At 65.5% G+C, this 21,605-nt stretch carries 26 protein-coding genes; 8 read left to right on the top strand and 18 right to left on the bottom strand.

The genetic code is table 11. The features are described 5' to 3' along the window. Positions 1–12: 12 nt before the first annotated feature. On the bottom strand, positions 13–1,341 hold the full coding sequence (locus NLI84_RS02830; protein WP_255988045.1) for a carbohydrate-binding protein: 1,329 nt from the start codon (positions 1,339–1,341) through the stop codon (positions 13–15). 201 nt (positions 1,342–1,542) lie between these two features. Between NLI84_RS02830 and NLI84_RS02825 the strand changes: the two genes are divergently transcribed. Continuing rightward, positions 1,543–2,808, top strand: coding sequence for a serine hydrolase domain-containing protein (locus NLI84_RS02825; RefSeq protein WP_255988044.1), 1,266 nt, complete (start codon positions 1,543–1,545; stop codon positions 2,806–2,808). Here NLI84_RS02825 and queC read toward each other — a convergent pair. From queC to NLI84_RS02745, 16 genes are all read right to left on the bottom strand, one after another. Continuing rightward, entirely contained in the window at positions 2,784–3,482 is a 699-nt protein-coding gene (queC, locus tag NLI84_RS02820) for a 7-cyano-7-deazaguanine synthase QueC (protein WP_255988042.1), read from the bottom strand. The genes NLI84_RS02825 and queC overlap by 25 nt on opposite strands. Positions 3,483–3,484: 2 nt before the next feature. Further along, positions 3,485–3,673 carry a hypothetical protein gene (locus NLI84_RS02815; protein WP_255988041.1) on the bottom strand — a complete coding sequence of 63 codons (189 nt, stop codon included), beginning with the start codon at positions 3,671–3,673 and terminating at the stop codon, positions 3,485–3,487. A 73-nt stretch (positions 3,674–3,746) separates the two neighbouring features. Further along, complete coding sequence (queE, locus tag NLI84_RS02810; protein WP_255988039.1) at positions 3,747–4,394, bottom strand: 7-carboxy-7-deazaguanine synthase QueE; 648 nt, start codon at positions 4,392–4,394, stop codon at positions 3,747–3,749. A 147-nt stretch (positions 4,395–4,541) separates the two neighbouring features. After that, positions 4,542–5,273 carry a tol-pal system protein YbgF gene (gene ybgF / locus NLI84_RS02805; protein ID WP_255988038.1) on the bottom strand — a complete coding sequence of 244 codons (732 nt, stop codon included), beginning with the start codon at positions 5,271–5,273 and terminating at the stop codon, positions 4,542–4,544. A 190-nt stretch (positions 5,274–5,463) separates the two neighbouring features. Continuing rightward, the gene (gene pal / locus NLI84_RS02800; RefSeq protein WP_255988037.1) at positions 5,464–6,003 is read right to left on the bottom strand and encodes a peptidoglycan-associated lipoprotein Pal; all 540 of its coding nucleotides are present in this window, start codon (positions 6,001–6,003) and stop codon (positions 5,464–5,466) included. A gap of 150 nt (positions 6,004–6,153) precedes the next feature. Continuing rightward, positions 6,154–7,425: a Tol-Pal system beta propeller repeat protein TolB gene (tolB, locus tag NLI84_RS02795; protein ID WP_255988036.1), complete on the bottom strand. Its 1,272-nt coding sequence runs from the start codon at positions 7,423–7,425 to the stop codon at positions 6,154–6,156. Positions 7,426–7,452: 27 nt separating this feature from the next. Next, entirely contained in the window at positions 7,453–8,259 is an 807-nt protein-coding gene (locus tag NLI84_RS02790; protein WP_255988035.1) for a TonB family protein, read from the bottom strand. After that, entirely contained in the window at positions 8,256–8,651 is a 396-nt protein-coding gene (gene tolR / locus NLI84_RS02785) for a protein TolR (RefSeq protein WP_255988033.1), read from the bottom strand. The genes NLI84_RS02790 and tolR overlap by 4 nt, the downstream gene beginning before the upstream one ends. A gap of 40 nt (positions 8,652–8,691) precedes the next feature. Further along, positions 8,692–9,348 carry a protein TolQ gene (tolQ, locus tag NLI84_RS02780; protein ID WP_255988031.1) on the bottom strand — a complete coding sequence of 219 codons (657 nt, stop codon included), beginning with the start codon at positions 9,346–9,348 and terminating at the stop codon, positions 8,692–8,694. 142 nt (positions 9,349–9,490) lie between these two features. After that, positions 9,491–10,537 (bottom strand): Holliday junction branch migration DNA helicase RuvB, encoded by a 1,047-nt coding sequence (gene ruvB, locus NLI84_RS02775; RefSeq protein WP_255988029.1) that lies wholly within the window; start codon positions 10,535–10,537, stop codon positions 9,491–9,493. Next, positions 10,534–11,130 (bottom strand): phosphatase PAP2 family protein, encoded by a 597-nt coding sequence (locus NLI84_RS02770; RefSeq protein WP_255988028.1) that lies wholly within the window; start codon positions 11,128–11,130, stop codon positions 10,534–10,536. The genes ruvB and NLI84_RS02770 overlap by 4 nt, the downstream gene beginning before the upstream one ends. After that, positions 11,127–11,876: an NYN domain-containing protein gene (locus NLI84_RS02765; protein WP_255988026.1), complete on the bottom strand. Its 750-nt coding sequence runs from the start codon at positions 11,874–11,876 to the stop codon at positions 11,127–11,129. Before NLI84_RS02765 ends, NLI84_RS02770 begins: the two co-directional genes overlap by 4 nt. 35 nt (positions 11,877–11,911) lie before the next feature. After that, on the bottom strand, positions 11,912–12,514 hold the full coding sequence (gene ruvA, locus NLI84_RS02760; protein ID WP_255988024.1) for a Holliday junction branch migration protein RuvA: 603 nt from the start codon (positions 12,512–12,514) through the stop codon (positions 11,912–11,914). 137 nt (positions 12,515–12,651) lie between these two features. Continuing rightward, a complete protein-coding gene (locus tag NLI84_RS02755) occupies positions 12,652–12,957 on the bottom strand; it encodes a TFIIB-type zinc ribbon-containing protein (RefSeq protein WP_255988022.1) in 306 nt (101 codons plus the stop codon). 191 nt (positions 12,958–13,148) lie between these two features. Next, the gene (ruvC, locus tag NLI84_RS02750; protein ID WP_255988021.1) at positions 13,149–13,670 is read right to left on the bottom strand and encodes a crossover junction endodeoxyribonuclease RuvC; all 522 of its coding nucleotides are present in this window, start codon (positions 13,668–13,670) and stop codon (positions 13,149–13,151) included. Continuing rightward, positions 13,670–14,530: an energy transducer TonB family protein gene (locus NLI84_RS02745; RefSeq protein ID WP_255988019.1), complete on the bottom strand. Its 861-nt coding sequence runs from the start codon at positions 14,528–14,530 to the stop codon at positions 13,670–13,672. Before NLI84_RS02745 ends, ruvC begins: the two co-directional genes overlap by 1 nt. Positions 14,531–14,712: 182 nt before the next feature. Between NLI84_RS02745 and NLI84_RS02740 the strand changes: the two genes are divergently transcribed. The 5 genes from NLI84_RS02740 to NLI84_RS02720 all read left to right on the top strand — a co-directional run bounded on the left by NLI84_RS02740 (position 14,713) and on the right by NLI84_RS02720 (position 18,307). Continuing rightward, positions 14,713–15,015, top strand: coding sequence for a c-type cytochrome (locus NLI84_RS02740; protein WP_255988018.1), 303 nt, complete (start codon positions 14,713–14,715; stop codon positions 15,013–15,015). 125 nt (positions 15,016–15,140) lie between these two features. Continuing rightward, complete coding sequence (gene dksA, locus NLI84_RS02735; RefSeq protein WP_255988017.1) at positions 15,141–15,557, top strand: RNA polymerase-binding protein DksA; 417 nt, start codon at positions 15,141–15,143, stop codon at positions 15,555–15,557. Positions 15,558–15,559: 2 nt separating this feature from the next. Beyond that, entirely contained in the window at positions 15,560–15,982 is a 423-nt protein-coding gene (locus NLI84_RS02730; RefSeq protein WP_255988016.1) for a Fur family transcriptional regulator, read from the top strand. Positions 15,983–16,076: 94 nt separating this feature from the next. Then, positions 16,077–17,156: a 3-deoxy-7-phosphoheptulonate synthase AroG gene (gene aroG, locus NLI84_RS02725; RefSeq protein ID WP_255988015.1), complete on the top strand. Its 1,080-nt coding sequence runs from the start codon at positions 16,077–16,079 to the stop codon at positions 17,154–17,156. Between the two features lie 110 nt (positions 17,157–17,266). Next, entirely contained in the window at positions 17,267–18,307 is a 1,041-nt protein-coding gene (locus NLI84_RS02720; RefSeq protein ID WP_255988013.1) for an FUSC family protein, read from the top strand. A gap of 6 nt (positions 18,308–18,313) precedes the next feature. Here the strand turns inward: NLI84_RS02720 and NLI84_RS02715 are convergent, their stop codons facing one another. Continuing rightward, positions 18,314–18,781, bottom strand: coding sequence for a biotin/lipoyl-containing protein (locus tag NLI84_RS02715; protein WP_255988012.1), 468 nt, complete (start codon positions 18,779–18,781; stop codon positions 18,314–18,316). 180 nt (positions 18,782–18,961) lie between these two features. Here NLI84_RS02715 and NLI84_RS02710 point away from each other — a divergent pair, with 180 nt between their 5' ends. Further along, complete coding sequence (locus NLI84_RS02710) at positions 18,962–20,320, top strand: bifunctional enoyl-CoA hydratase/phosphate acetyltransferase (RefSeq protein WP_255988010.1); 1,359 nt, start codon at positions 18,962–18,964, stop codon at positions 20,318–20,320. Continuing rightward, the gene (locus NLI84_RS02705; protein ID WP_255988009.1) at positions 20,313–21,512 is read left to right on the top strand and encodes an acetate/propionate family kinase; all 1,200 of its coding nucleotides are present in this window, start codon (positions 20,313–20,315) and stop codon (positions 21,510–21,512) included. The genes NLI84_RS02710 and NLI84_RS02705 overlap by 8 nt, the downstream gene beginning before the upstream one ends. The last annotated feature ends 93 nt before the right edge of the window (positions 21,513–21,605 follow it).

Genomic DNA, 21,605 nt, shown 5'->3' with positions numbered 1-21,605 from the left:
GGCCGGATCGCGCTAGGGCAGAGGCGCAATGTGGATAGGGTCACTTGCCGTGCATTGATCGCCATCCTCGCGATTACACAGCAGCAAGCGGTAGCTGCCCGGTTCACTCACGATGAATGGTGTAATCGGTAGATCGGTATCCGGATTGCGTTCGCGCTGGTAGTAGCACTCTGCTACTGCCTCACCGTTCGGCCCAGGCGGGCAGCCCTGCGTTTCGATCAGGGTCTTCGCATTGCCCCACAGCACCCCCTGCTCGGGTGGGCCAAGACGGACCACCTTTATGCCGGTTGCCAGCGCGCGCGGATCGGAAATCAACGGAGTTCGATACTCGGTGCTGGCCTCGGTTTGACCCCATTGGTTCTTGCTCAGCACCACGGTGAATGCTGGCTTGGGTGGCGGCAGCGGTACCACCGGTGCCACGTCCACCTGCCAGTTGAATGGCGCAGACACATAGCACTGCTGGGTCGGGCCATCGCACAGCCGCAGCGTCAGCGTGCTGAGGCCGGCTCCCAGGTATAGCGTGCCTCGACCCAATACGGCGTCTTGCAGCAAGGGCGGGTTTTCGCAACCCCGGCTCTGTCCGGTTCGGGGATCATAAACGGGGTCACAGGGGTAAGCCTGGCGGTTGCGGCTGATGGCCTCACTGCGATAAACCAGCTGCCCGCCGGCCCAGACTTCCCAATGATCGGTGCCGGTGTCGGTGCCGGGAATCAGTGCGGATGGAAACGGCCCGCCGGGCACAGGGTGCAACAGGTCGCTGTACCAGTTCAATGCGGTGGTGTGGCTGGCATTCTGGCCAAGTTGCCAGCGTACGCCAGTCAACGGCAGATCGGTCTTCGTCACCGGCCCCAGCAAGGTCCAGGCGCCCCATTCGTTGCTGCCTGGCTCCTCGCCCTGAGTCCACCACTTGGCCTCATAACGGTTTGTGCCATGTACGACTTGCTGGCCTTTGACGTATGCCACCGTGGCTTGCCAGACCGCGTCTTCGCCAGCCACTGGCACCAGCGCCCACGCTCCCCATGCCGCGCCGGGCACTTCGTTTTGTGTCCACCATTTCGCCGTATAGGTCTGGCCCGCGTGACTGACAACCGCGCCAGCGTTGTAAACGGCATCTACCTGCCATGCTGGGGCCGCGGCCATCGCGCCCGTAGTCAGCAGCATGGCTGCCAAGCCAACAAATATCTGTTTCATCTCCTGCTCCTCGTATTGGTCTAGTCGCGCCGCATACGGTGCACGGCGCGACGACAAGTTAGCAAGGGAAGGCGTTGCCGGCCATGGCTGAGCAAATGACTGTGGCATATATCGGTACGAATGGTAAGCGATGGTCCATTCGGTAAGCATCTAGTCCACCTGTCGTAGTCGGCACAGTTGGTAAATGTGACGCTCGGACTTGTCCGAAACGCCAGCAATCACGAATCGCTGATTGGTGCGCGCGGCCTGGACGACCCCCATTGCAGCTGGCGAGGTCAAGCCGCAGGGCAGGCCGGGCAGTTGCCACGCCGATCGCGGTGAGGCAGCGTGGCGGTTTTGCCCGCTCGTGCCATGACCGCCGCCCTCGATACCTACCTAGACCAACTTGCCGCGCACGCCGAACTGCATGGCGTGATCGCCGTGTTCGCCGACGGCGCGCCGTTGGCACAGCGCGCGTTCGGGTTGGCCGATAGCCAGGGCACGGCGCGTAACGGGATCGATAGCCGCTTTCGCGTCGGCTCGCTCAGCAAGAGCTTTACCGCCGCCGCCATCCTCACCCTGGCGCAGCAGGGCCAGCTGGATCTCGCCGACCCGGTCACCCGCTACCTGCCCGAGTGCGGGCTCGATCCGCGGATCACGCTGCACCAGCTGTTGCGCCACCGCAGCGGGCTGGGCAACCACACCGCGCTGCCGGACTACTGGCCGACACTGATGCAGACGCCGCAGGCGCCGGAAGTGCTGATCCGGCGGGTGGCGGCTGCGCCGCTGCTGGCCGAGCCAGGCGACGCATCGCACTACAGCAACACCGGCTACCTGGCGTTGGCTCGCGTGGCCGAGCGGGTGAGCGATCAGCCTTTCCACGCCTTGCTCGACGCGCTGTTCTGGCGGCCGCTGGGGCTATCACAAACCGGAGCAATGGCAACCGCGACAAACCGCGGGCACCAGTTGCTGGCGGGGCGACCCCACGCGTTATCGCTCGATCCCAGTGTCGCCTTCGGAGCCTACGATCTTGCCGCCTCGGCCGGCGATCTGGCGCGCTGGTGGCTGGCATTGAACGAAGGCGCAGTGCTCGATGCACAACACACGGCACTGATGATGGCAGGGCCGACGGGCGACTTCGGTTGTGGCTGGTGGCTGGATGAGCTCGTCGTCGACGGGCAGCGCTGGCGCAGTGTTGGCCACATGGGGGACGTGAACGGCTATACCGCCATGCTGCTCGGACTACCGGCGCGCCGTACCTGTGCCGTCGTGCTGTTCAACACCGCCTCAACCCCGGCACTGGCCACGGCCCGCCGCGTGCTGGGGCTGGCACTCGGTGAAACCCGGCCGGCTTATCCGCCCGCCATCGCCGCGACCGCTCCTTGGGCTAGCGATCGCTACCGGGATGGCGCGGGTACGCAAGTGCAACTCGATGCCGAGCGTGGTTGGCTGGATAGGGCACGTGATTACGGCGCACCGTGCCGTTACCGCATCCGCCCCCATGCAGATAACGGATTGGTCCAGTACTGGCGGGCCGACGCCTTCGACGAACGGCTGGAGCTGCATCGTGACGGCTGGCTGCGCGTGATCGCACCTGATGGCGCGACGCGCGATTACGTGCGGGAAACGGCCCGATAACGCGTCGGATCAGGCACGCCGGCAGCCTCGAAGCCGGCGCGGCGCAGCCGGCACGCGTCGCAAGCGCCGCAGGCGCGACCGTCGTCGTCGGCCTGGTAGCAACTCACGGTGAGGCCGTAGTCGACACCAAGCTGGGTGCCGGTCTGCACGATCTCGGCTTTGGAAAGCTGGATCAGCGGGGTGTGGATGGTCAGGGGCGAGCCCTCGACGCCGACTTTGGTCGCAAGGCGGGCCATGGCCTGGAAGGCGGCGATGTATTCGGGCCGGCAGTCCGGGTAGCCGGAGTAGTCGACCGCGTTCACACCGATGTAGATGTCGTCGGCCTTCAGCACCTCGGCCCAGGCCAACGCGTAGGAGAGCAGGATGGTGTTGCGCGCCGGCACGTAGGTGACGGGAATCTCGCCGTCGACCACGCCATCCACAGGCACGTCGATGCTGGCGTCGGTCAGCGCCGATCCACCAAAAGCGGCGAGATCGATGCGCGCGATACGGTGCTCGACGGCGCCGAGCGCGGCGGCGACGCGGGCGGCGGCCTTGAGTTCAGCGTTGTGGCGCTGGCCATAGTCGAACGACAGCGCGTACGGCGCGAAACCGGCGCCGCGCGCCAAGGCGAGGCAGGTAGCTGAATCGAGCCCGCCCGAGAGCAGGATGATGGCGGGTTTGGCTGTGGTCATGGTTAGTCCTTGTCGCTGACCAGCGCCGCAGGCGCGGGCACCAGGGCCTTGAGCGCGGGCTCGGCGAGGGGGTGATAGAGAGGGGTCCGGAAGAAGCGGGCGATCACGGCGCCGCCGCCCCACAGCACCCGCGTGGCGCGGGTGCGCTCGGGCTGATCGCGGAAACGGACCAACAGGCATTTGAGCGGCATGGTGGGCAGGCGGAGCGGGATAAGCCAGTTTAGGCGCAGGCCCGGCACTTGCCGGGCTTCGGTGCCGACATGCTTATACGCCGGGTTTCTCGCCCCACAGGATCTTGTGCAACTGCACCTGCATGCGCACCGGCAGTTTGTCCGCCACCACCCATTCGGCGAGCCGGGCCGGCGGCAGCGTCTCCCACACCGGCGAGAACAGCACTGGCGCGATATCGGCGAGGCCACGCTCGGCGATTACCTGGCGCGCCCAGTCGTAGTCGCCGCGATCGGCCAGCACGAACTTGATTTCGTCATTGCGCGTGAGCACATCGAGGTTGGACCACAGGTTCCTGGCGACTTCGCCCGAGCCGGGGGCCTTGAGGTCGACGATGCGCGACACGCGCGGATCGACTTCGTCCACCGGCAGCGCGCCGCTGGTTTCCAGGCTGACGCTGTACCCGGCGTCGCACAAGCGGGTCATCAGTGCATGCACGGGTTTTTGCGCCAGCGGCTCGCCGCCAGTGACGCAGACATGGCGGGCGCCAAAGCCCGCGACGCGCTCGACGATGGCATCGAGCGTCATCGTTTCGCCGCCGGTGAAGGCGTAAGCGGAATCGCACCAGGTGCAGCGCAGTGGGCAGCCGGTGAGGCGCACGAACACGGTCGGCAGGCCGATGCGGCTGGTCTCGCCTTGCAGCGAATGGAAAATCTCGGTGATGCGCAGGCTGTCGACGCGCATGGGAAGCTCCTTGCCGGGTAGACAGCCCGACGGACGGTGGAAAACACAACGGCCGCCCTTGCAGGAAATCGCCTGCGGTACGGCCGATGCGTATTGTAAGCCGGGTGGCGAAAAAAGTCTCGCCGAATCAGCGGCTTGCCGCTGCGATCAATCGACGGCGATCAGCGCCTTCTTGGCCGCTTCGGCCTTGTCCGAATCCGGATACTTCTCGATCAGCTGCAGCAGGTAGCCGCGCGCGCCCTTCTTGTCGCCCTTGGCGTTGGAAACGACCGCCAGGCCGAACAGCGCGTCGGGCGCCACCGGATCATTGGGTGCGACGTTCACCACCTCGCTGTACGAGGCGGCCGCGCCCTTGTAGTCCTTGAGCGCGGTCTGGCTGGTGCCCAGCCAGTACATCGCTTCGGGGGCCTTGTCGCTGCCCGGGTTCTGCGTGAGGAAGCGCTTCAGTGCCGGCACTGCCTCCTTGTGCTTGCCGTTGCGCGACAGCGCAATGGCCGCATCGAGCGACTGGGTGTTGGCGGCCTGTTGTGCCTGGGCCTGCTGCACCGCGGCTTCCTCGATCGCGCGTACCCGGTTGTCGAGGTCGACATACAGATCCTTCTGCCGCTTCTCGGTCGCCTGCGCGTTGTACTGCAGCACCTCGACCTGACCGCGCAGGTTGGCGATCTCCTGCTTCAGCGCCTCGATCTGGTTGGTCAGATCGACAATGCGGCGCGACGCGGCTTCCAGCTGGGTCAGCTTGTCCTGTTGCTGCTTCACCTGGGTCTGCAGCGTTGCGATGTCCTCGCGGGCCTGACTATCGGACAGGAAGGCATGGGCCGGCATGCTAAGGGCGAGCGCGGTGGCGAGTGCAAGCAGTCTGAGTTGCGGCTGTTTCATGGGCGGGTTCCGTTCGTGAAAGCGGCGACGGCAAGGCCGTCGCCGCAAGACTAAGAGGGCGCGTCGCGCGGGGCAAGCGTCGCGACGCGGCCGAGAGCCTGTTCAACGCCTTTTCGCCACAGCGCCGGCCCGTCGGGATCGCTGCAGGCACTGCCCCGAACGCTGCGGTGAAATGACATTGAACAGGTTCTTACTGCTGCTCGCCGGGGTAGACGATCTCGGCGCGACGGTTGCGTTCCCACGCCTCTTCGGTATCGCCCTGCTCCAGCGGTTTTTCCTCGCCGAAGCTCACCGTCTCGATCTGGGCATCCTGCACACCGTAGGCGTTCATCAGCTTCTTCACGGCGTCGGCGCGCTTCTGGCCCAGCGCCAGGTTGTATTCGGCGGTACCGCGGTTGTCGGTATGGCCCTGGACGATGACGCGCGCACTCTTGTTGTCGAGCAGGTACTTGGAATGGGTTTCGACCAGCGGGGTGAAATCCTGCTTGACGACGAAGGAGTCGTAATCGAAATAGACGCGGCGCTGCGATAGCGGATTGTTCGGGTCGGTCAGCGGGTTGTAGCCCTTTTGCGCAAGATCGTTGCCGCTGGTGCCGTCGCCGCCGGCACCCGAAATGACGGTGCCGTTGGTGACCGGTGCCTGGGTCTGGCCGCTGCCATCGGTCTTGGGCGTGCTCGAGCATGCGGCGAGCAGGGCGGTCATCATCAGGCTGAGTGCTATCTTCTTCATGGTATTTGCTCCTACGTCATCGTGATTGCCTGCACGGCGCTCGCCGTGCGCATGGCTGGATTCCTGTCCGGCCTGAACTTGCGAAAGCCTCAATATAGCTGGCGGAGCTTACAGGTCCGGGCGGCATGCTGACATGCCATTCGCCCCCGCTTAACGGACCATGGGGCCCCACGCCGGCTGGCGTACGTCACCGGCCTGCGCGCGCAGCCGCTGCTTGACCCGGCCATCGCGCGAGACGGCGGCCAGCGTGCCGCGACCGCCGATATCCGTTTCGTACAGGATCATGCGGCCGTTGGGCGCGAAGGTTGGCGAATCGTCGAGATGGGTATCGGTCAGCACCTGAACCTGGCGGCTGGCCATATCCATCACCGCCACGCGGTAGCCGCCGTCGCGGGTGATGTAAGTGAGCGTCTTGCCGTCGCGCGACAGCTTGGGCGAGGCGTTGTAACCCCCGCTGAAGGAGATGCGTTCGGCCGCGCCGCCAGCGGCTGGCATCTTGTAGATTTGCGGGCTGCCGCCGCGATCGGACGTAAACAGGATGCTGCCACCGTCCGGCGTGTAGTAGGGCTCGGTATTGATTTCACCGGTGGTGGTCAGCCGGCGTGGCGTGCCGCCCGCGACCGGCACGGTGAAGATCTGGCTGCCGCCATCACGCGTCAGCACCACGGCCAGCGTCTGGCCATCCGGCGACCAGGCGGGCGCCGAGTTGCTGCCCTTGAACGCGGCCGCCTGCCAGCGCTTGCCGGCGGCGAGCTCCTGCACGTAGACGATGGGCTTCTTGGCCTCGAACGACACATAGGCCAGGCGCCCGCCTTCGGGCGACCACTTGGGCGACATGATGGGTTCGTTCGATGCGACGAGGGTCTGCGCACCATAACCATCGGCGTCGGCTACCTGCAGCTGGTAGCGCGTACCGGTCTTGACCACGTAGGCGATGCGGCTGGAAAAGGCACCGGGCTCGCCGGCGATCTTCTCGTAGATCATGTCGGCGATCTGGTGCGCCACGCGACGCAGCTGGGTGGGCTTGGCGCGTTTCTCGTGGGCGATCAGCGTCTGCTTGGTCGCCAGATCAACCAGCCAGAACTTCACCGCCAGCGTGCCGTCGCCTGCCGGCGTGACCTGGCCGACCACGGCGTGCTGTGCGCCGCGCGTGGTCAACTCGCCATGCGGCACCTGCGCGTCGGTATAGGGCACGGGGGAGAGATTGCCGGCGCCGATCACTTTGAACAGGCCGCTGCGCGCCAGATCGTCGCTGATCACGGTGCTGATCGGTTGCGACTGGCTCACCTCGTTCTGGAATGGTGCGACGGCGATCGGATACTGATTGGCGCCGACGCCGACCACTTCGATGGTCATGTCGGCGCGGGCGGTGGCGGCGAGCAGCAGGCTCGCCATCGTCCATTTCAGCAGGGCTCTCAGCACGCGTTTCTCCTGGTCATTTCCGCCGCGTCAGTCGCGCAGGCGAAAGGTAATCGTCCATTCACGCTCGCCGCCGGTGAACGGCTTGTTCGACGGTAGCGGCGGGAACTGGCCCAGCGCCATGATGGCGCGATACGTGGCCTCGTTATAGGCGGCGTCGCCCGAGGAGCGCACCAGCGTCGCACTCTGGATTTCTCCGCTGGGCAACAGACTGATCTTGTAGACCGCGTTCGGGTTCCCGGCGCTCGTGTCGTCGTAGATCAGGCGGGAACGGATCAGGTCGCGCACACGGCCGGCGTAGCTCTCCAGCCCGGAAGCGCTGCTGCCCCGCCCGGTGCTTCCCGCCGGTGCATCCGGATTGCTGCCCTGGCCGCCGGCCTTGCCGCCCGGCTGCGGCTTGGCGCCGGGCTTGAGCAGGTTGTCCATCGACAGTGCATCGTCCATCTCGCTCTTGGGCTTGGGCGTCGGTTTGGCCTTGGGCGGTTGCGTCGGCGCAGGCTTCGGCGTCGGCGTGGCCTTGGGCGCTTTTGTGGGCGTGGGCTTGACCGGCGTCGGCTTGGGCTTGACGCGTTCGGTGGCGATGTCCGGATCCTTGACCTCGGGCTGTGGCAGACGCGGCGGTTCCGGCCGCACCTTTTCCGGCTTCGCATCGCGCTGCTGGGCGGGCGCCGCTGGCGGCGGCCCCCATAGCTCGACCACCACCGGCTCGGGCTTCTGGGTCTGCCATTGCACCGAGATCAGCAGGAAGGCGCCGAACAGCAGGTGCACGACGATGGCGAGCGCGAAGCTCAGTCCCTGGTGCGCCTCGCGCGCTTGGAGCTGGAGTCGGGGGCTCATTGTCCCGGCTTCTGCTCCACCAGGAGACCCACGCGCGGCACCTGGGCACGGCGCAGGGCGTCCATGGTCTGCATCACCACTTCGTACTTCACGTCCTTGTCGGCGGCGATCACCACCGGCCGATCCGGCGTGGCAGCGAGCTGGCCCTGGATGGCGGCAACCAGCGCGGTATTGTCGGCGGCGGCGCTGCTGGCGCCGTCGACGATCAGCTTGAGCTGGCCGCTGCCGTCGATCTCGACGCGCAAGGGCTTGGCGGCAAGTTCGCGGTCGGTGGTGGCGCCCACCGAGGGCAGGTTGATCGTCCCTTGCTGCATCATCGGCGCGGTCACCATGAAGATGACGAGCAGCACCAGCATCACATCGATGTAGGGCACGACATTGATGTCGTTCATTGCGCGACGGGGGCGGCGGTGTCCGGCCATGGCGTTCCCCTTACTTCGCGGCCTGCCGCTGCAGGATGTTGAGGAATTCCTCGGAGAACGCATCGAAGCGGTTGGCGAGGCCATCGACATCGTGCGCGAAGCGGTTGTACGCCACGGTCGCCGGAATCGCGGCAAAGAGGCCAATCGCGGTGGCGACGAGCGCTTCGGCAATGCCGGGCGCGACGGTGGCAAGCGTCGCCTGGCCCACGTTCGCCAGGCCGCGGAAGGCATGCATGATGCCCCAGACGGTGCCAAACAGGCCGATATAGGGCGAGACCGAACCGACCGAGGCGAGGAAAGCCGTGTGCTTGTCGAGGAAATCGACCTCGCGCTGCGTAGCGGCGCGCATGGCGCGGCGGGTGCCGTCCATGATGTCCGACAGCTCCATGCCGCCGCGCTGGCGCAGCTTCTGGAATTCGGTGAAGCCGGCGACGAAGATCTTCTCCAGCCCGATGTTGTTGTTGCGCCGGGTATTGTCGTACAGCGCAGCCAGATCCGTGCCGCCCCAGAAGCGGTCCTCGAACTCGTCGGTGCGGCGGAGCGCCGATTTCAGCGTGAAGAACTTGCTGAAAATGTGCCACCACGACAGCAGCGACAGCAGGGCAAGGATGCCCATGACCAGTTGCACGACGAAGCTGGCTTCCAGCACCAGCGTCAGTATCGACATGTCTTGTGCGCCGATTGCAACGTCCACCCTGTTCTCCCTGTATTCAGTTTCCGGCTGTTTTTACAGCACACCGGCCTTACGATGACACGAAATAATGCCGTAAACCCGTGGCGCCTGCAGCTTAAGGCGTCACCCCCCCGACTCAATACTCTCCCGCGGGCTTGGGAGCCGGCAGGCCGAAATGCTGGTAAGCCAGCAAGGTGGCTACGCGGCCGCGCGGCGTGCGTTGCAACAGACCCTGCTGGATCAGATACGGTTCCAGCACGTCCTCGATGGTGTCGGAGGCCTCACCGATCGCCGCCGCCACGTTGTCGAGCCCGACCGGGCCGCCGCCGAACTTCTCGATCACCGCCGACAACAGCTTGCGATCCATCACATCGAGCCCGGCATGGTCCACGTCGAGCATGGCGAGCGCAGCATCGGCGACGGCGCGGGTCACCACGCCATCGGCCTTGACCTCGGCGTAGTCGCGCACCCGGCGCAGCAGGCGGTTGGCGATACGCGGCGTGCCGCGCGAGCGGCGTGCCACCTCGAACGCACCTTCCGGATCCATCTGTACGTTCAAGAGGCCGGCCGAGCGCTCGACGATGCGGGTCAACTCTTCCGGGGTGTAGAACTCAAGCCGCGCGACGATACCAAAACGATCGCGCAGCGGGTTGGTCAACATGCCAGCCCGCGTCGTGGCGCCGACAAGCGTGAACGGCGGCAGGTCGAGTTTGACCGAACGCGCCGCCGGGCCTTCGCCGATCATGATGTCGAGCTGGAAATCCTCCAGCGCCGGGTAGAGGATTTCCTCGACCACGGGGCTGAGGCGGTGGATCTCGTCGATGAACAGCACGTCGTGCGGTTCGAGGTTGGTCAACAGTGCCGCCAGATCACCGGCGCGCTCCAGCACCGGGCCGCTGGTCTGGCGCAGGTTCACCCCGAGTTCGCGCGAGATGATATGTGCCAGCGTGGTCTTGCCCAGGCCCGGCGGGCCGAACAGCAGCACGTGATCAAGCGCCTCGCCGCGCCGCTTGGCGGCCTCGATGAAGATTTCGAGCTGGCCGCGCGCCTTCTTCTGGCCGACATACTCGTCGAGCAGCTTGGGCCGCAGCGCGCGTTCCAGCGCCTCTTCCTGCTGCGACAGCGTCTTGGCGGTGACAATGCGCTCGGAAGGCAGCGAGGAGAGGGAATCGGTTTCGATCATCGGGAAAAACGGCCGGCAAGGGAGTGAAAGCCGGCGACCAGCACCACGGCCGCCATGTACCCGGCCATGATATCGGAGAAATGATGCACGCCCAGCACTACGCGGGCGAGGCCGCCGGATAGCAGCCAGATCACGCCCAACGGCCACCACAGCGCCTGTCGCGACGGCCAGCGCTGGGACATCAGCCAGGCCGCAGCCAGGCCCAGCGCCGCGGCGCCCATCGCATGGCCGCTGGGAAAGGACGAGCTATGCGTTGCCATCAGCGCTTCAAGCCCGGGGCGGGGCCGGGCGGTGGCGGACTTGAGCAGCCAGTTCACGCCCCACACGCAGGCCAGGAACAGCGGCAGGCCCGGCCATGCCGCGCGGCCGAGCCGGCGCAGCGCAAGGCCGAGCAAGGTGGAAACGGTCAGCGTACCGGCCAGACTGCCGCACCAGCCCAGCATCACCGCCAGTTGCACCCAGGCCGGTCGCGCGTCGTAGAGCAGGGCGAAAGCGGCGGCATCGAGCCGGCTGAGCCAAGGCGCGGACAGGCTGGCGGCCAACAGCGCATAGGCCAGCGCGGCGAAGCCCGCGATCGGTGTCGCCAGCCTCAAGCCTTGCTGGTCCTGGCCTTGGGCTTGAGCCGCACCAGCGGCGAGCGGCCACCGTTGGCGCCGGCGCTTTGCAGCTCGAACCAGCTGGACGCCTTGATCAGGCTGGAAAGCTTGGAATAGCCGTAGTTGCGTGCATCGAAATCGGGGCGAACCTGTACCAGCAGGCTGCCGAGGCTGCCGAGGTTGGTCCAGCCGTCGTCATCCGAAATCTGCGCGATCGCATCGGACAGCAGGCGCTTCAGTTTGCGATCGACCGGCAGCAACTGGCGGTTTTCCTGCTCGCCACCCGCCTCGCTCGCGGCGTCGCTTTCCTCGGTCGCGGACGGCTGCAGGATTTCGACGTAGACGAACTTGCTGCACGCCTTCACGAACGCTTCCGGTGTCTTCTGTTCGCCAAAGCCCCATACCTGCACGCCATCCTCGCGCAACCTCGTCGCGAGCCGGCTGAAATCGCTATCGCTGGAGACGAGGCAGAAGCTGGTGTAGCGCTGCGAGTGCAGCAGGTCCATGGCGTCGATCACCATGGCGATGTCGGACGCGTTCTTGCCCTTGGTATTGGGAAACTGCTGCACCGGGTGGATGGCGAAGCGGGCACACAGCTCGCGCCACGATTTCTCGTGGCGACTGAAGTCGCCATACACGCGCTTGAGCGCCAGCGTGCCGAGCGTGCCCGCTTCCTTGAGCACCTGCTCGATCCAGTTAGGCGACACATTGTCGGCGTCGATCAGCACTGCGACATTGGACATCGATCCACTCCTCTATCTGGTAGGGCGGGCCGGCGCTAGACCTTGGCCAGGCTCTTCAGCGCCAGCCGGATGCCGTCGTTGACGCTCACATCCACCGGCAGCGCCTTGATCGCGGCGGCGGCTTCGCGCTCGTTGTAGCCCAGCGCCAAGAGCGCGTGCTGGACGTCGCTCGTAGCGTCGTCCGCGGCGAACAGCGGACCGCTGACCTTGGCGGCGACGGCAGCGGAAGTCGGCAGGCTGCCAAGCTTGCCTTTCAGTTCCAGCACCAGCCGCTCGGCGGTCTTCTTGCCGATGCCGGGCACCTTGGACAGGCGTGCCACGTCTTCGCTGGCGATGGCCAGCGCCAGCTCGTCGCTGGACAGGCCGGACAGGATGGCGAGCGCGATCTTGGCGCCGATACCGGTGATCTTGATCAAATGGCGGAACAGGTCGCGCTCGGCGCGCGTGGCGAAGCCATACAGCAGCTGCGCATCCTCGCGCACCACCATGTGGGTATAGAGCTGCGCGTCGGCGCCCAGTGCAGGCAGCACGTAGAAGGTGCTCATCGGCACATCGAGCTCGTAGCCGACGCCATGCACGTCGAGCACGATCTGCGGTGGTTGTTTTTCCAGCAGCTTGCCGGCGAGGTGACCGATCATGGGCGGAACCTGGGTGGGGAAAGGCACCAGTATACGGCGGATGGCAAATCGCGCCGCCAGGCAGCGGCGCGATCGCGCGATTGAACAGGGGCGGGCGCGCTCAGGCGACGCCCGCGACGAGCCCTTTTACCGCAGCCTCAGTCGAACAGTTCTTCGAGGAAGCTCTTCTTGCGATAAGGCTTGTGGCCTTTCTGGTAGTGATCGCCATGGTATTGCTGCGGCTGCTGGAATTGTTGCGGTTGCTGCGGTTGTTGGTAGGCCGGCGCCGCGGCGGGCTGCGCTTGCTGGGGCGACGGGGCCATCTCGCGCGCTGCGCGCTCGATGATCTTGTCGAGTTCACCCCGATCGAGCCAGACACCGCGGCATTGCGGGCAGTAGTCGATCTCGACGCCTGCGCGCTCGCTCATCACCAATTGTGTGGTCTTGCAGACGGGACAATCCATGTTCTACCTCGTAGCGGGTTGCGAAAACGATCAGACGGCGGCCAGCAACCGCAGTTCCTTAGTGGGGCGAACAAAACCCAGCGCAGCGGCTCTGGCAAGAAGCGCGAAACGCAGACAGTTACAAGGCGTACGGCAAGTGAGTGCAACGTAGCCAGAAGGGTTTTGTTAGCCCCTCGAAGGTGCAACTGCGCCTAGCCCAGGCGACCACGACGGATGGTCAGGCCGCCGCCAAGCTGCTTGATCGCGCCGCCCTGGTGCTGGGCGTGCGTCAGTGCCACCGCGAGCGCATCGGCCGCATCGGCCTGCGGTATGCCGGAAAGCCGCAAGAGCCGCTGCACCATATGGCCGACCTGATCCTTGTCGGCATGGCCATTGCCGACCACCGCCTGCTTCACCTGCAGCGCCGTGTATTCGGCGATCGGCAGGTTGGCGGTAACGAGGCCGGCGACGATGGCGCCGCGCGCCTGCCCCAGCAGCAGCGTCGACTGCGGGTTGACGTTGACGAACACGATCTCGACCGCGGCGATGTCGGGCTGGTAGGTGGTGACCACCTGGGCGATACCATCGAGCAAGGCCTTCACCCGCTCGGGCAGCGTGCCGTTGGTGGGGGTCTTGATGCAGCCGGAAGCGACGTAGTGCCGGTTCTGGCCGACCACGTCGATGACGCCGAAACCGGCGACGCGCGAGCCCGGGTCGATGCCGAGCACGCGCATCAATCGTCCCCGATCACCGAATCGCCCTTGGCGAAGGTCCAGGTGCGGCTGATGCCGATGATGTCGGTGTCCTTGCGGATTTCCGGCGGGAACGGGCCGAACGGCGCGGCCCGCTTGACGATGGCGAGCGCAGCGGCATCGAGCTCGGCATTGCCGGACGAGCGGCCGACTTCGGCGACGACGAGATTGCCGTTGGCGTCGATCTCGATATTGAGCAACAACCGGCCGTAGAGCTTCTGCCCGTACTTGTCGGTCGGGTAGGAGAGGTTGCCGAGTCGCTCCACCTTCATTCGCCAGTCCTCGACATAGCGGGCGAAGCGGTATTCGCGCGAGCGGGCGCCGATGAAGGTCTTGCGCGGCCGGGTCTGGTACTGCTCCCAGCGCTTGCTGATCTGCGCGGCGGAGCCCGAGAGCTCGTGTGCCTGCTGGCGCAGGTCTTCCTGGTCGAGCCCGTCCTGCGAATCGGCCGGCTTGTCGCTCTTTTGCGACGCGGGCAGCGTGGCGTCGCGGCGATCGAGCTTGGTCATCAGCTGTTGCGCTTCCTGCTCCAGCTGCTTCTGCTTGCGTTGGGTGCGCTCGAGTTCGACCGAGGCCTCCTGCGATTGCACCGGCAGGGGGCTCTTCACCCGGCGGTTTTCGGCGTCGGTATTGCCACCGCCATCCAGATTGGCCTGGGCTTCGACATCGGCCTTGGTCGGCGCGCTTTCGGTGCGCTGGTTGACCAGCACCACTTCCAGCGGCTGGCTGGAAAACAGCGTCTTGGGGTCGGGCATGACAAAACGGATGCCGAGAATCGGTGCGGCATGCAGCAGCATGGACAGGAGCACTGCCGAGGCCATGAAACGTTGCGCGCGATCCATTGTCTTTCCGTAAGCGAAGCCGGTTTCTAGAATCGGCCGAGTGTAGCATAGGGCCAGGGGCCGGCTGCGTGGTGGGGTGCGTAGTCGTCGTGCGGCACGGGATGCGCGGCCGGGATTGCCGTTTGCCTTGGGTGGGGGGCTTGCATAAACTGCGCTATAGCCCACTGTAAGAGAAGCGTTCCATGCGTCTGATCGTTGCCCTCATGTTTGCCTTTGCCGCGTGCTGTAGCTTCGCCGCCGAGGATGGCGCCAAGGTGGCAGCCAAGTACAACTGCCTGGCCTGTCATGCCGTTGATCACAAGATCGTCGGTCCGGCGTACAAGGAAATTGCCAAGAAATACCGTGGCCAGAAGGGTATCGAAGCGAAGCTGATGGCCAAGATCAAGCAAGGCGGCGGCGGTGTCTGGGGCCAGATTCCGATGCCGGCACAACAGATTGGTGATCAGGACCTGCGTACCATTGTGCGCTGGGTGTTGGCGCAGTAGGCGGGAGTGTGGCAGCAGTGTTCGTGCGTATTGCGCGGCGTACACTAACTGATTAAGCTCCTTGCCCATTTGGCGGGTGAGCGCCTGTAAGCTCCCGCCCGTAGTTCTGAGAAGCGAGCACAACGATGGCCAAACTCACGGAACAAGACATCCTCGCCTGGAACGGTTCGGAAGAGGATTACATGAACGCCGACCACCTGGCGTTCTTCAGGGAAAGGCTATTGCAGATGAAGGCCGAGCTGCTGGCCAACGCCAACCAGACCAGCCAGCATCTGCAGGAGCAGGAAGCCACGCCCGATCCGGCTGATCGCGCCACGCTCGAGGAAGAGTACGCGCTGGAGCTGCGCACCCGCGATCGCGAGCGCAAGCTTTTGCTGAAAATCGATTCCACCGTGCGCAAGATTGACGACGGTTCTTACGGCTATTGCGAGGATACCGGCGAGCCAATCGGCCTCGCGCGCCTCGTGGCTCGCCCGACCGCATCGCTATCGCTGGAAGCGCAGGAACGCCGCGAGCGCATGAAGCGCCAGTACGCGGATTGACCATGCCCGCGCGTACGCCGGACGACGCGGAGCGCAATGCGCGCGCGCTGGTCGCCCGGTCCGGTGCGCGCATCACCCCGTGGCGGGTCAAGGTGTTGCAGGTGCTGCTCGATGCGCAGCGCCCCTTGTCGCATCAGGATGTCCTCGCGGTACTGGAGGATGACGCCGACCGCGTCACCGTCTATCGCGTGCTCGAATGGCTGACCGAGGTGGGCCTTGCGCACAAGCTGGCGGGCGACGATCGCGTCTGGCGTTTCTCGGTGGCGCCGGCACCGCACCGCCACGCCCACTTCCACTGCCATGTCTGCGGGCATTTCTATTGCCTGGAGGATGTGAGCGCCGATCTGCCGGTCACCCTGCCCTCCGGATTCGCCGCCGAAGCCGTTGAAATCACGGTCAAAGGCATTTGCGCGGACTGTCGTTAGGCGCTAATCTAGCCCTTCGCCAAAATTTAATGCATTGCGACATACGATAGCCTGTCACTTCACAGGTGCTGTCGCCGTGCTGCCAGGACCGCTTATGCAATACCAGACCGACGACGTACGCATCCGCGAGATCAAGGAGCTGCTGCCCCCGATCGCGCTGCTCGAGAAATATCCTGTCACCGAGACGGCGTCGGCCACTGCGTTTGAAACCCGGCAGGCCATCCATCGCATCCTGAACAACCAGGATGACCGCCTGCTGGTGATCGTCGGCCCGTGTTCCATCCACGATATCGATGCCGCGCTCGAATACGGTCGCAAGCTCAAGGTGCTGCGCGAGCAGTACAAGGATCGGCTCGAGATCGTGATGCGCGTGTATTTCGAGAAGCCGCGCACCACGGTGGGCTGGAAGGGGCTGATCAACGATCCGTACCTGAACGGCAGCTTCAATATCAACGACGGCCTGCGCATCGCTCGCAAATTGTTGCTCGACCTGAACGACATGGCCTTGCCAACGGCGGGCGAGTTCCTTGACATGATCACGCCGCAGTATGTGGCCGACCTGATGAGCTGGGGCGCCATCGGCGCGCGCACCACCGAATCGCAGGTGCACCGCGAACTGTCCTCCGGCCTGTCGTGTCCGGTCGGCTTCAAGAATGGCACCGACGGCAACCTCAAAATCGCCATCGATGCGATCCATGCCGCCGGTCGTTCGCACCATTTCCTGTCGGTGACCAAGTACGGCCACTCGGCCATCGTGTCCACTGCCGGCAATCCGGATTGCCACGTCATCCTGCGCGGCGGCAAGGAACCGAACTACGATGCCAACCACGTGCGCGCAGCGCAGGCGGATCTGGCCGCCTCCGGCCTGCCGCAGAAGGTGATGGTCGATTTCAGCCATGCCAACAGCCGCAAGGACTACCGCCGCCAAGTGGAGGTCTGCAACGACGTCTGCGCCCAGGTTTCGGCTGGCAATGATGGCCTGTTTGGCGTGATGATCGAATCGCACCTGGTCGAAGGTCGCCAGGAGCTGGTCGGCGATCAGGCCGCCTGCTATGGCCAGTCGATCACCGACGCGTGCATCGGCTGGGAAGCGACGGAACAGCTGGTGGCTGATTTGGCCAACGCGGTGGCCGAGCGCCGCGCATTCAGCCGACTGGCAAGCGTGACCGCCTGATCGCTGCGGCGCCGCCCGAACGCCCCGCGTTGCGGGGCGTTGTCGTTTGTGGCGTTGCCGCGCCAGGCGCGGGCTCGCTATGCTGGGGCATCGTCCTGCCGGAACCCGCCATGCGCCTGCCGCTGCATCTGCTTGCCCTGCGCAATGCGCCGCTGCCCTGGCGCAAGGGGATGTGCGCGGCGGTCGCCGTGGCCATTCCTGCGGTCGCGGCCATGCTGCTGGGGCAGCCCTGGGGTGTGTTGCTGGGTGGCATCGGCGGACTCTATGCCAGCTTTCTCGATTTCGGCGGCACGCTGCGCCACCGGCTGTGGACGCAGGCGGCCGGGCTGGCGCTGATCCTGGGGGCTGCCGTGCTGGGCCATTGGGTGGGGGGAGATTCGCCCTGGCTGTTCCTGTTGCTCGCGCTGCTGGCATTCGGTACCGGCTGGGCCGACGGCAGTGGCGCCGCGCTGGAGGCGATCTTTCGCTTTGCCCTGCTGGCGTTGCTGATCTACGCCTTCGTACCGGCGCCACCCGCCGTGGCGTTGGCGTTTGCCGGCGTCGGCGTCACGGCAGGCCTCGTTGCGGTCGGCATCGACAGCCTGCTGTGGCCGCGCGCGCTGCCGCGCCAGCATCCTGGGCTCGCCAATAGCGTGAAACAGATCGCCCGTGGCAGAACGGCCGGTTGGCGTCACGCGTTAGGCTATGCCGTGACCTGCTGCGCGGCATTGTGGCTGGCGCTCGATCTGCATTCCGTGAGGCCAGCCTGGGTGGCCGCGGCGACGGTGTTCGCCATCCGTCCGGACGGGCCGGACAGCCTGCGCCGTTTGTTCCAGACCGCGTTCGGCACGCTGGTCGGTGTGGCGGGCGCCTGGCTGCTGGCGCACCTAACTCCGCATCCGGCTATGCTGCTGCTCTGGGTGTTGCTGCTCGCGTTCTACCGGCCGCTGGCCATGGTGCACAATATGTGGCTGCACAGCGCCGCGCTGACCGCCTTTATCCTGCTGCTGTTCGATATCGCGTTGCAGCCCGGGGGTGCTGCCGCAGGGGCTGCCCTGCTGCGGGAGCGGCTGAATGACGTGATGCTCGGCTCGCTGGTCGCCTTGATCGGTGTGGCGCTGTTCAATTCCGCCGCACGACGTCATCTGCTGGCGCGGCTGGGAGGGCGCTAGCGCGCCCTAACGCCCCAACGCCTGGCGTACCCAGCGTTCCACTACCGCTTCGTTGATCAGGCCGCCGGCTTCCGGATTGACCTGCGAGAGATCGACCCCCAGCCTCGCCGCCAAGGCAGCGGCTGCGCGGGTGACTTGCAGGATGTCGCCCGTTTGCGGGGAGGATGCCGTCGGCGTCACGGCGCATGCCGGTGGCAATCCGTCGATCAGCGCCAGCCAGTCGGAGTCCTCCTCCTCGATTTCCATCATCAGCAGCAGTTCATCGCTGTCGACCGTATCGTTGACGCTGACAACGAAACTGGCCACGGTGCCGGCGGCAGGGGCGTGGACAACGACTGGCGCGCCGTCCGCGTCCAGGCTGACAAGGGGGGCATCGCCATGCACCCAATGGCCGGGCTGGGCATGGAGGGCGGTCACCGTGGCCGGGCAGCGGAGCGCGGGTGCGCAGATCAGGTGGGTGGTGGTCTGGGGCATGGTGTGACTATTCCACGAGTGCCGCTGGCGCACCAGCCCTGGCCGTGCCCTTGATCTGAACCAAGATGCATAGCGGCATCGCGAACTATGATGCTGAGGTGTGGAATTAACATTACGGCGCAATATCCGTGTGCCTACGATGATCCACAGCCCAACTCAGGTGATCCTGCAGGAGCATACATGGCCCACGAAAACATCCTGTTCGACGACATCCGTCCCGGCATGCGCTACGAGCGCAAGCACACGATGAAGACGAATGACGTCACGCTGTTCGGCATGATCGCCGGTTCGCGCGGGGAGGGCGAGCTGTGCAGCGTGCCCGCCATCGGCGCTTTCCCGCTGTTCTCGTCGACCACCGTCAATTTTTTTCCCGGCAATGGTTCCATACTCGCCGGGCACGAGCTGAAATCACACGGCTGGATCCGCGAGGGCGACGAGCTGACCATCGTGCTCGAAGTCACCGAAAAGCATGAGGTCTCCAAGCAGGTGGTGGTGCAGTGCGTTTGCACCAACCAGACGGGCGAGCAGATTGCTTCCGGTCCCATCGTGGTGGTTCCGCCCACCGAGAAACGGCTCAACCGTTTCGACGACCCGCCGCAGCTCACCTTGCGCCAGCACTATGTGTTCGCCGCGCTGCGCGCCAAGGCGGACGATCTGCCGCCGGTGCCGACCGCCGTGGTCCACCCCTGCGATCACGATTCGCTGGTGGGCGCGCTGGAAGCGGCCAAGGCCGGTCTGATCATTCCCATCCTGGTTGGCCCGCGCACCAAGATCGAAGCACTGGCGCACGCCGAGGGCGCCGATCTCACCGGCATACGCATCGTCGACGCCGAGCATAGCCACGACGCCGCCCATAAGGCGGTGGCGCTGTGCCGCAACGGCGAGGCCGAGGCGCTGATGAAGGGCAGCCTGCACACCGATGAGATGATGCGCGCCGCGATGAGCTCGACCACGGGCCTCAGGAGTGGCAAGCGGGTGTCGCACGTGTTCGTAATGGACGTGCCCGCCTATGGCCGCCCCCTGCTGGTGACCGATGCCGCGATCAATATCGCGCCCGATCTGGCTGGCAAGGTCGACATCACGCAGAACGCGATCAACCTGGCGCACATCCTCGGCATCGCCGAGCCCAAGGTCGCCATCCTGTCGGCGGTGGAAACGGTGTACGACAAGATGCCGTCGACGCTCGATGCGGCGCTGCTGTGCAAGATGGCCGATCGCGGCCAGATCACTGGCGGGATCCTCGACGGCCCGCTGGCGTTCGACAACGCGATCTCGATGTCCGCTGCCAAGACCAAGGGCATCAAGTCGCCGGTCGCGGGCCAGGCCGACATCCTGGTGGTGCCCGATATCGAGGCCGGCAATATGCTGGCCAAGCAGATGAGCTACTTCGCCGGTGCCGATTCGGCCGGCATCGTGCTCGGCGCGCGCGTGCCCATCGTGCTGACCAGTCGCGCCGACGACGTGAAGACACGGATGGCTTCGGCCGCCGTGATGGTGCTGGTGGCGCACGCCGGCCGCAAGGGAGTCCCTCATGCCTGAACAACAGCTGATTCTCGTCATCAATGCCGGCTCGTCCAGCATCAAGTTCTCGCTGTTCGATCAGGGCGAGGCCGATCCTGCCCTGCTCTACAAGGGCCAGGTCGAAGGCATCTACACCGAGCCGCGTTTCTCGGCCAAGGATGCGAGCGAGGCCAAGCTAGCCGACGAGGGGCTGCCAGCTAACCAGCCCAAGAGCCACGACAGCGCGCTGCGCCATATCCTCGCCTGGCTGCGCGAGCACACCGCTGGGCGCACGCTGGCAGTGATCGGCCATCGCGTGGTCCATGGTGGCCGGCGCTTCTCGCATCCGGAACGGGTCACAACGGAGCTGATCGCCGAATTGGAAAAGCTGGTGCCGCTGGCGCCGCTACATGAACCGCACAACATCACGCCGATCCGCATCCTGGCCGAGCTGCTGCCCGAGGTGCCGCAGGTGGTGTGTTTCGATACCGCCTTCCACACCACGCAGCCGGATGTGAACCAGCTCTACGCCTTGCCGCACCAGCTCTCGGAAGCCGAAGGCATACGCCGTTATGGTTTCCATGGCCTTTCCTACGAATACATCGCCAGCGTGTTGCCCGCTATCGACACCCGTGCCGCGGAAGGGCGCACCGTGGTCGCCCACCTGGGCAACGGCTCGTCGATGGCGGCGCTGTCGGCGTGCCAGAGCGTCGCCTCGACCATGGGCTTCACTGCGCTGGAAGGCCTGCCCATGGGCACGCGCAGCGGTTCGATCGACGCCGGCGTGGTGCTGCACTTCCTCAACCATCTCAAGCTCGATGCCAAGGCCATTGAGGACCTCTTGTACAAGCAGTCCGGCCTGTTGGGGATGTCTGGCTTGTCGAGTGACATGCGCGAGTTGCGCGGCAGCGACGATGCGCGTGCGCACTTTGCCATCGACTATTTCGTCAGCAAGATCGCCCGTGAAGCGGCGTCGCTCGCGACCGCGCTGCAAGGGTTCGATGCACTGGTATTCACTGCCGGCATCGGCGAGAACGACGCGCTGACGCGGCGCGATGTCTGCCGCCAGCTGCGCTGGCTGGGCCTGGAGCTCGACGAGACGGCCAACGCCGAGCGTAGTGGCAGCCCGCGCCGGGTGTCACTGCCGGAGAGCCGCATCAGCGTCTACGTGATCCCGACCAACGAAGAGCTTATGATCGCGCGCCACGCGCTGCATTGTCTGGCGCAATGATCGTGGCATCAAGCGCAAGGGCGGCCCACGGGCCGCCCTTGTCATGCGCGCTTCATGCGCATCGCCAATACTGCAACGCTTGTCAGCGACCTC

Origin of the sequence: Chitinolyticbacter albus, assembly GCF_024437655.1 — a bacterium.
In the GTDB taxonomy this organism is placed as follows: domain Bacteria; phylum Pseudomonadota; class Gammaproteobacteria; order Burkholderiales; family Chitinibacteraceae; genus Chitinolyticbacter; species Chitinolyticbacter albus.
Note: the sequence above shows the minus strand (reverse complement) of the source record. Positions and strands in the feature narration are given on the sequence as shown.

Excerpts from the sequence above, each read along its gene's own strand:
- NLI84_RS02830 (WP_255988045.1), bottom strand. The coding sequence starts at position 1,341 with ATGCTTACCGAATGGACCATCGCTTACCATTCGTACCGATATATGCCA.
- NLI84_RS02825 (WP_255988044.1), top strand. The coding sequence starts at position 1,543 with ATGACCGCCGCCCTCGATACCTACCTAGACCAACTTGCCGCGCACGCC.
- queC (WP_255988042.1), bottom strand. The coding sequence starts at position 3,482 with ATGACCACAGCCAAACCCGCCATCATCCTGCTCTCGGGCGGGCTCGAT.
- NLI84_RS02815 (WP_255988041.1), bottom strand. The coding sequence starts at position 3,673 with ATGCCGCTCAAATGCCTGTTGGTCCGTTTCCGCGATCAGCCCGAGCGC.
- queE (WP_255988039.1), bottom strand. The coding sequence starts at position 4,394 with ATGCGCGTCGACAGCCTGCGCATCACCGAGATTTTCCATTCGCTGCAA.
- ybgF (WP_255988038.1), bottom strand. The coding sequence starts at position 5,273 with ATGAAACAGCCGCAACTCAGACTGCTTGCACTCGCCACCGCGCTCGCC.
- pal (WP_255988037.1), bottom strand. The coding sequence starts at position 6,003 with ATGAAGAAGATAGCACTCAGCCTGATGATGACCGCCCTGCTCGCCGCA.
- NLI84_RS02790 (WP_255988035.1), bottom strand. The coding sequence starts at position 8,259 with ATGAGCCCCCGACTCCAGCTCCAAGCGCGCGAGGCGCACCAGGGACTG.
- tolR (WP_255988033.1), bottom strand. The coding sequence starts at position 8,651 with ATGAACGACATCAATGTCGTGCCCTACATCGATGTGATGCTGGTGCTG.
- tolQ (WP_255988031.1), bottom strand. The coding sequence starts at position 9,348 with ATGTCGATACTGACGCTGGTGCTGGAAGCCAGCTTCGTCGTGCAACTG.
- ruvB (WP_255988029.1), bottom strand. The coding sequence starts at position 10,537 with ATGATCGAAACCGATTCCCTCTCCTCGCTGCCTTCCGAGCGCATTGTC.
- NLI84_RS02765 (WP_255988026.1), bottom strand. The coding sequence starts at position 11,876 with ATGTCCAATGTCGCAGTGCTGATCGACGCCGACAATGTGTCGCCTAAC.
- ruvA (WP_255988024.1), bottom strand. The coding sequence starts at position 12,514 with ATGATCGGTCACCTCGCCGGCAAGCTGCTGGAAAAACAACCACCGCAG.
- NLI84_RS02755 (WP_255988022.1), bottom strand. The coding sequence starts at position 12,957 with ATGGATTGTCCCGTCTGCAAGACCACACAATTGGTGATGAGCGAGCGC.
- ruvC (WP_255988021.1), bottom strand. The coding sequence starts at position 13,670 with ATGCGCGTGCTCGGCATCGACCCGGGCTCGCGCGTCGCCGGTTTCGGC.
- NLI84_RS02745 (WP_255988019.1), bottom strand. The coding sequence starts at position 14,530 with ATGGATCGCGCGCAACGTTTCATGGCCTCGGCAGTGCTCCTGTCCATG.
- NLI84_RS02740 (WP_255988018.1), top strand. The coding sequence starts at position 14,713 with ATGCGTCTGATCGTTGCCCTCATGTTTGCCTTTGCCGCGTGCTGTAGC.
- dksA (WP_255988017.1), top strand. The coding sequence starts at position 15,141 with ATGGCCAAACTCACGGAACAAGACATCCTCGCCTGGAACGGTTCGGAA.
- NLI84_RS02730 (WP_255988016.1), top strand. The coding sequence starts at position 15,560 with ATGCCCGCGCGTACGCCGGACGACGCGGAGCGCAATGCGCGCGCGCTG.
- aroG (WP_255988015.1), top strand. The coding sequence starts at position 16,077 with ATGCAATACCAGACCGACGACGTACGCATCCGCGAGATCAAGGAGCTG.
- NLI84_RS02720 (WP_255988013.1), top strand. The coding sequence starts at position 17,267 with ATGCGCCTGCCGCTGCATCTGCTTGCCCTGCGCAATGCGCCGCTGCCC.
- NLI84_RS02715 (WP_255988012.1), bottom strand. The coding sequence starts at position 18,781 with ATGCCCCAGACCACCACCCACCTGATCTGCGCACCCGCGCTCCGCTGC.
- NLI84_RS02710 (WP_255988010.1), top strand. The coding sequence starts at position 18,962 with ATGGCCCACGAAAACATCCTGTTCGACGACATCCGTCCCGGCATGCGC.
- NLI84_RS02705 (WP_255988009.1), top strand. The coding sequence starts at position 20,313 with ATGCCTGAACAACAGCTGATTCTCGTCATCAATGCCGGCTCGTCCAGC.